At 70.9% G+C, this 6,071-nt stretch carries 5 protein-coding genes; all 5 read left to right on the top strand.

From position 1 onward, the window contains the following. Window positions 1-49 precede the first annotated feature (49 nt). The 5 genes from NBZ85_RS26310 to NBZ85_RS26290 all read left to right on the top strand — a co-directional run bounded on the left by NBZ85_RS26310 (window position 50) and on the right by NBZ85_RS26290 (window position 5,994). Complete coding sequence (locus tag NBZ85_RS26310; protein WP_261562800.1) at window positions 50-1,063, top strand: replication-relaxation family protein; 1,014 nt, start codon at window positions 50-52, stop codon at window positions 1,061-1,063. Window positions 1,064-1,120: 57 nt separating this feature from the next. After that, window positions 1,121-2,029, top strand: coding sequence for a C40 family peptidase (locus NBZ85_RS26305; protein ID WP_261562801.1), 909 nt, complete (start codon window positions 1,121-1,123; stop codon window positions 2,027-2,029). Window positions 2,030-2,180: 151 nt separating this feature from the next. Beyond that, a complete protein-coding gene (locus NBZ85_RS26300; protein ID WP_261562799.1) occupies window positions 2,181-3,317 on the top strand; it encodes a tyrosine-type recombinase/integrase in 1,137 nt (378 codons plus the stop codon). Next, window positions 3,314-3,649 (top strand): helix-turn-helix domain-containing protein, encoded by a 336-nt coding sequence (locus tag NBZ85_RS26295; protein WP_261562798.1) that lies wholly within the window; start codon window positions 3,314-3,316, stop codon window positions 3,647-3,649. The genes NBZ85_RS26300 and NBZ85_RS26295 overlap by 4 nt, the downstream gene beginning before the upstream one ends. Before the next feature lie 104 nt (window positions 3,650-3,753). Continuing rightward, window positions 3,754-5,994, top strand: coding sequence for a site-specific integrase (locus NBZ85_RS26290; protein WP_261562797.1), 2,241 nt, complete (start codon window positions 3,754-3,756; stop codon window positions 5,992-5,994). Window positions 5,995-6,071 lie beyond the last annotated feature (77 nt).

Raw genomic sequence — 6,071 nt, 5'->3', positions numbered from 1 at the left:
ATCCGCGCCGCGTCACCTAAATCCGCCCCACCAGCCCCGAAGGACCCTGATGGCCAGACCGCTGCCGCAACGCGCCCTGCGCGCCCCGCTGCGCCCCTCCGCACGTGTCGTCGCCGACGCCGAACACCTCGCGAACCTCACCCACCACCTCAGCCCCCGAGACCGGTGGATCACCCGGCTCCTGTATGAGCACCGGGTCCTGACCACCCACCAGCTCGTCCAGGCCGGCTGGCCCACTCGCCGCACCGCGAACGAACGGCTCCTCCAGCTCTACCGGTGGCGCGTCATCGACCGCTTCCAACCGCTCTCCCCCGTCGGTGAGGGCATGCCACCCGCGCACTACGTGTGCGACGTCGCCGGCGCCGCCGTCCTCGCCGCCGAAGACAGCATCGACCTCAAGGACACCGGCTACCGCCACGACCGCGCCCTCGGCGTCGCCTACTGGCCCCAGCTCGCCCACCGCATCGCCGTCAACGGCTTCTTCACCCACCTCATCGCACACGCCCGCCAACCGAACCCCCCGGGAACGCTGACCGCCTGGTGGTCCGAGGCCCGCGCCCGGCGGGCATTCGGCGACATCGTCCGACCCGACGCCTACGGCCGGTGGACCAGCAACCGCAGCGACGTCGAATGGTTCCTCGAACTCGACTGGGCCACCGAGCCCTACCCGCGCCTCGCCGCGAAGATCAGCAAATACGGGCAGCTCGCGACCACGACCGGCATCGTCACCCCCGTCCTGTTCTGGTTTCCCACCACCAGCCGAGAGACCCGCGCCCGCCGCGCCTTGGCCGACGCCGTGGCCAGGCTCGACCAGCCCGACACCGTCCCCGTCGCGACCACCGCCGCCACCCTCACCCCACCCGACGACCAGCTCGACCCATCCCGCGCCCGCTGGCTACCCCTGACTCAGGCCCACGCCGGCAGGCTCACCCTCGACCAGCTACCCCGCGCCTGGCCCCGGCTACCAGCACCCGCGCCAGTGTCCGACCGGCTCGGAGACGGCGCGCCAGGGCAGGGCCTACGTCCGCCCGCACCGATGCCACCCGAGAAGTACCGGGGGTGAGCAGCCACGACCAAGTACATCGCCGGGGCCGTCGCGGCTGTTGTCCTGCTCATCGTGATGATGGGTGCCGCCGCCGGTCAGTTGGCCGAACGGGTCCTGTGCCTGCCCGTCGTCGGCTGGTTCCTCGGCTGCAACAGCGGCGGCAGCCCGAGCCGGGCAGCGATCGACGACATCCCACCCGACTACCTCACCCTCTACATGCAGGCCGCCCCGACCTGCCCCGGCCTGTCCTGGACCACGCTCGCCGCCATCGGCAAGATCGAAAGCGATCACGGCCGTAGCCGCATGCCCGGCGTCATCAGCGGCACCAACTCCGCCGGCGCCGCCGGACCCATGCAGTTCCTCGCCCCGACATTCGCCGAAGCGATCGCCCGGCACCACCTGGCGCCGGGCGGCGCGAGCCCGCCGTCGCTTTACAACCCGCAGGACGCCGTCTACGCCGCCGCGGCCTACCTGTGCGACAACCACGTCGCCACCGACCTACCGGGCGCGCTGTGGGCCTACAACCACTCCGACGCCTACGTCGCCCAAGTCGTCACCCAGGCCGAGCAGTACACCTCGACCTACGGCCCCGGCGCCGACACCGACCCGTCCGACGCCGGCTACGCCGCCGTCGTCTACGCCCAGGGCCAGCTCGGCATCCCCTACCTGTGGGGCGGAGACGGGCTAGCCGAGGGCGGCTTCGACTGCTCCGGCCTCACCCGCGCCGCCTACCTAGCCGCCGGCATCGACCTGCCACGCACCGCACAGACCCAGTACCAAGCCGGACCCGTGGTCTCGCCCGGCGAGCCGCTCAAGATCGGCGACCTCGTGTACTACGGGACCGCCGACAACATCCACCACGTCGCGATCTACATCGGAAACGGGCAGATGATCACGGCTCCAGGACGTAAAAAGGTCGTCAAAATTTCCGCATACAGATGGAAAGGGGACGACTATTTCGGTGCGACACGGCCAGGCAAATGAGATTTGTTCCAACCAGATGCAACATCCGGCAAGCAGCGATAAGCGACGAAACCGGGCTTTCGAGGCTTCCCAAGTGTGAGGCTATCGCGACACGCCGCCCTGCGACGGCTAAACGCGGATGCCGATGTCCGATGCAACGATGATGCATCGGATGCAACAGGAGGCTGCCGTGGGGCAACGTGTCGATCTGCCCGGTGCTGTGCACCTTGTACTGGACGCGACGGTTGCGCATTTCGATCCTGCGGCGGCGGTGTTCGCGGCGATGCTGGAAGGCTGGTCGCGTCAGCAGCAGAGCCGGTTTCTGCGGCCGGCCACGATCCGGGCCCGGCTCGATCTCATACGCCGGTTCGCGGCCTTCACAAACCAGTACCCCTGGGAGTGGACCCCGGGCGAGGTGGAGGCGTTCACCTCCGAGCTGGCCTCGGGGGCGAGTCCGCGGGCGGCGTCGACCGTGCGGGCCTACCAGCTGACCGTGCGGCTGTTCTGCGAATTCGTCACCGACGCCCGGTACGGCTGGCCAGTCGAGTGCGAGCGGCGGTTCGGAGCGGTGCCGAGCCAGATCTGCCACGAGTGGAACACGGTCGCGCACCGGGCCGACTACGAGGGCCGACCGGGTCGGCGGGCGTTGACCTACGACGAGGTGCAGGCGCTGTTCGACGCCGCCGACGCGCGGGTCGAAGAGATTCGCTCGCACGGTCGAAAGGGCGCGCTGGCGGCGCACCGCGACGCGGTGGTACTCAAGACGGTGTACGCCTACGGGTTGCGGCGACGGGAAGCCGCGTTGCTCGACGTCGTGGACTTTCGCCGCAACCCGCGGGCGGCGGCCCATGGCCGGTTTGGGTCGGTGCAGGTGCGGTGGGGCAAGGCGTCGCGGGGCAGCCCGCCGAAGCGGCGCACGGTGCTGACCGTGCCCGAGTTCGACTGGATCGTCGAGTTGCTCGACGACTGGTGCGAGCAGCTACGTCCGCAGTTCGACCCCGGTCAGCATCCCGCCCTGTGGGTGACAGAACGGCGCGGCCGGATCGCGGTCCGCCATCTGGATGACCTGTTCGGACTGGCGCGTCGGGCGGCGGGGCTGTCGGAGGAGCTGGATTTGCATTCGCTGCGGCACAGCTATGTCACCCATCTGCTGGAATTCGGCTATCCACCGCTGTTCGTGCAACAGCAGGTCGGGCACTCCTATGCCTCGACGACCGCGATCTACACGTCGGTGTCGGATGAGTTCCGTAACCGGCTGCTGGAGAAGTCGCTGCGCCGCTTTGAGGACCTGTGGGGGACACCCCGATGACCCGGACAACGGGTATCCGCTGGCACCTGCGGACCCGGATGGCGGACAAGGGCCTGTTCCAGACCTCCGACCTGGTGCCGCGCCTGGCCGAACGCGGGGTGCACCTGTCCCGGGAACAGGTCTTCCGGCTGGTCACCCAGCCCCCGCAGCGGCTGTCGATGGACACCCTCGCCGCGCTGTGCGACGTGCTCGGCTGCACCCCGAACGACCTGATCGAGATCGTGGCCGTCGCCGAGCAGGTCGCGAAGACAGCGTCCGCGGGCCGACGGACCGCAGGCGGTGCACCGACAGGCCCGCGGCGCACCACGATCCGCCGACCGGAGGGGCTATGACACCCGACCAACCGGCAGGCTCGACCAGGTCTTTTCGGGGGCCGGCGGCCGGTTCTGGCCGGCGACCGCCGGTTGACCGCCAGGCACGCCTGCACGCATTGACCGTGCGGCTCGTCGCTGTCGTCCCGCGGATGACCGAGGTGGACGCCCGCCGTCATCTCGACGCGCTCGCGGGAACGGTGAGCGCGCGGTTGGCCTGGTTGGACGACCACCTGACCGCGTATCCGGATGCGCTGCGGTCGGGCAGCTCGGACGCGCCCGCCGTCTTCATCCGGTTCGCCTACACGCTGCACCAGGCGGGATACGCGGTGGTGGTGCCCGCCTGCGTCGACTGCGAACAAGTCGCCGCGGCGCTGCCGCAGCGGGTCGAGGGCGGCCGGGTCTGCGCGCGATGCGCACGACGCCGGCAGGCCAAAGAATGCGGGCGGTGCGGCCGGCGCAACCCCGTCCGGGTCCACGACTCGGACGGGACACCGGTGTGCCAGAACTGCTGGAACCGCGACCCGGCCAGCTGGCAGACCTGCACCAGCTGCGGATACCCAGGGACGGTCGCGGCGCGGCCGAACCGGAAGCCGATCTGCCGGCGCTGCTACGAAACCCCCCGCGTGATCTGCGCCCGCTGCTCCCGATCCGCCGTCGAGGCCGCCCGCACCGACGCCGGCGAACCGCTGTGCGCCGCCTGCCGACCCGCGCCGCGCTGTGGGCTGTGCGGGCGGGAAGGACGGCTCAAGGTTCGTGCCCGCGATGGCCGGCCGGGGCTGTGCGAGGCGTGCTACCGCCGCACCCTGTTCGGGGTATGCGACGCCTGCGGGCTGATCGGGAAACTGGCCACGACCGGCACCCAGGGCGGACCCCGCCTGTGCACCCGCTGCCGGCCCGTGGCCACCCGGCGCTGCTCGCGGTGCGGGCGCGATCGGAGGATCATCGCCACCTGGCCGATCGGCAGCGTATGCGCCTCCTGCTACGCCTGGACCCGCCGCCACCCCGCCGTCTGCCTACGCTGCCAGGGCACCCAGGTCCTCGTCGGCCTCGACCAGCAGGGCCAGCGGATCTGCGGCCCATGCGCCGGCCTGGACATCGACTACACCTGCCCGGCCTGCGGGCGGGCCGGGTTCGTGCCCCGCGACGGGAGATGCGAACGCTGCCTGGCCGCCCACCGCGCCGAGGAACTGCTCACCGGCACGAACGGGGTCATACGCGCCGAGCTACGCCCGCTGGCGACCGCGCTGGCCAACACCGAGGCGCCCGACGCCATCCTGACCTGGCTGCGACCCGGCGGACCAGCCGAACAGCTGTTCCGCCACCTCACCGAAGCCGACGCTCCGGCCAGCCACGAGCTCCTCGACAGCTGGCCGCAGACCCTTGCCCTGCACCGCTTCCGCCAGATCCTCGTCCACGTCGGCGTTCTGCCCGACCGCGCCGACTACCTCGAACGCCTCGGCCCCTGGCTCGACGAGCTCCTCGCCACGCGCCCGGCCGCCGACGGCCCTCTGATCCACGCCTGGGCGCATTGGGCGGTCCTTCGCCGAGCCCGCCACCGGCTGCCTGTTCGGCCGTTCACCCCGCACGCTGCCGGCTGGGCCCGCACCCGCATCCGCGCCGCAATACGCCTCCTGGCCTGGATCGACGCGCAGCACACCACGCTCGCCGACCTCACCCAGACCGACGTCGACCGCTGGCTGACCGAACAGCCGCCCGAGAGCGCCTATCCCGCACGTGAATTCCTGCACTGGGCTCGCAGCCGACACCTGACCGGCGACGTGACCATCCCGAAACGGCGCCCCCGCCACATCGTCACCGCGATCAGCGACGACGAGCGGTGGACCCACCTTCGCCGCTGCCTACACGACGCGACCCTGCCCCTGCCCGCCCGCGCGGCAGGCGCCCTCCTGCTGGTATACGGCCTGCCCGTCAGCCGCATCTCCACCCTGCATGCCGATCAGATCACCACCGAGGGCAACCGGATACTTCTCCGTCTGGGAGCGCACGGCATACTTCTTCCTCCGGCCGTCGCTGACCTTCTGCTCGCCCAACGCGACGCCGCACGCACCGTATCCGTTCTCGCCCGCAGCGCCCCGCCGGCCACGACCTGGCTGTTCCCCGGCGGCTTCCCGGGTCGACCCGCTCGGGACGCGGTTTACCGGGCGCTTCGCGGCAACGGGCTGCCGCACGCCCGCCATGCCCGGAGCGCCGCGCTCATGACGCTCGCGGCGGACTTACCTGCCCCGATCCTCGCGGCCCTACTCGACCTCCACATCGCCACCGCCGTCGCCTGGACCCAGCACGCCGCCCACGGGCGGATTCAAGCGGTCATAGCGACGCATGCTTCGCCAGCAAATCGTTGAAGACTTCGACCGGCTTCGCCCAGCCCAACGTCTGCCGCGGCCTTCCGTTCAGCTGTTCGGCCACCTTATCAAGCTCG

The sequence above is a fragment of the Frankia tisae genome (genome assembly GCF_025403405.1).
Taxonomy (GTDB): Bacteria; Actinomycetota; Actinomycetes; order Frankiales; family Frankiaceae; genus Frankia; species Frankia tisai.
The sequence above is the reverse complement of the archived record's forward strand: the minus strand, read 5'-3'. Positions and strand labels throughout refer to the sequence as shown.

Excerpts from the sequence above, each read along its gene's own strand:
- NBZ85_RS26310 (WP_261562800.1), top strand. The coding sequence starts at position 50 with ATGGCCAGACCGCTGCCGCAACGCGCCCTGCGCGCCCCGCTGCGCCCC.
- NBZ85_RS26305 (WP_261562801.1), top strand. The coding sequence starts at position 1,121 with ATGATGGGTGCCGCCGCCGGTCAGTTGGCCGAACGGGTCCTGTGCCTG.
- NBZ85_RS26300 (WP_261562799.1), top strand. The coding sequence starts at position 2,181 with ATGCAACAGGAGGCTGCCGTGGGGCAACGTGTCGATCTGCCCGGTGCT.
- NBZ85_RS26295 (WP_261562798.1), top strand. The coding sequence starts at position 3,314 with ATGACCCGGACAACGGGTATCCGCTGGCACCTGCGGACCCGGATGGCG.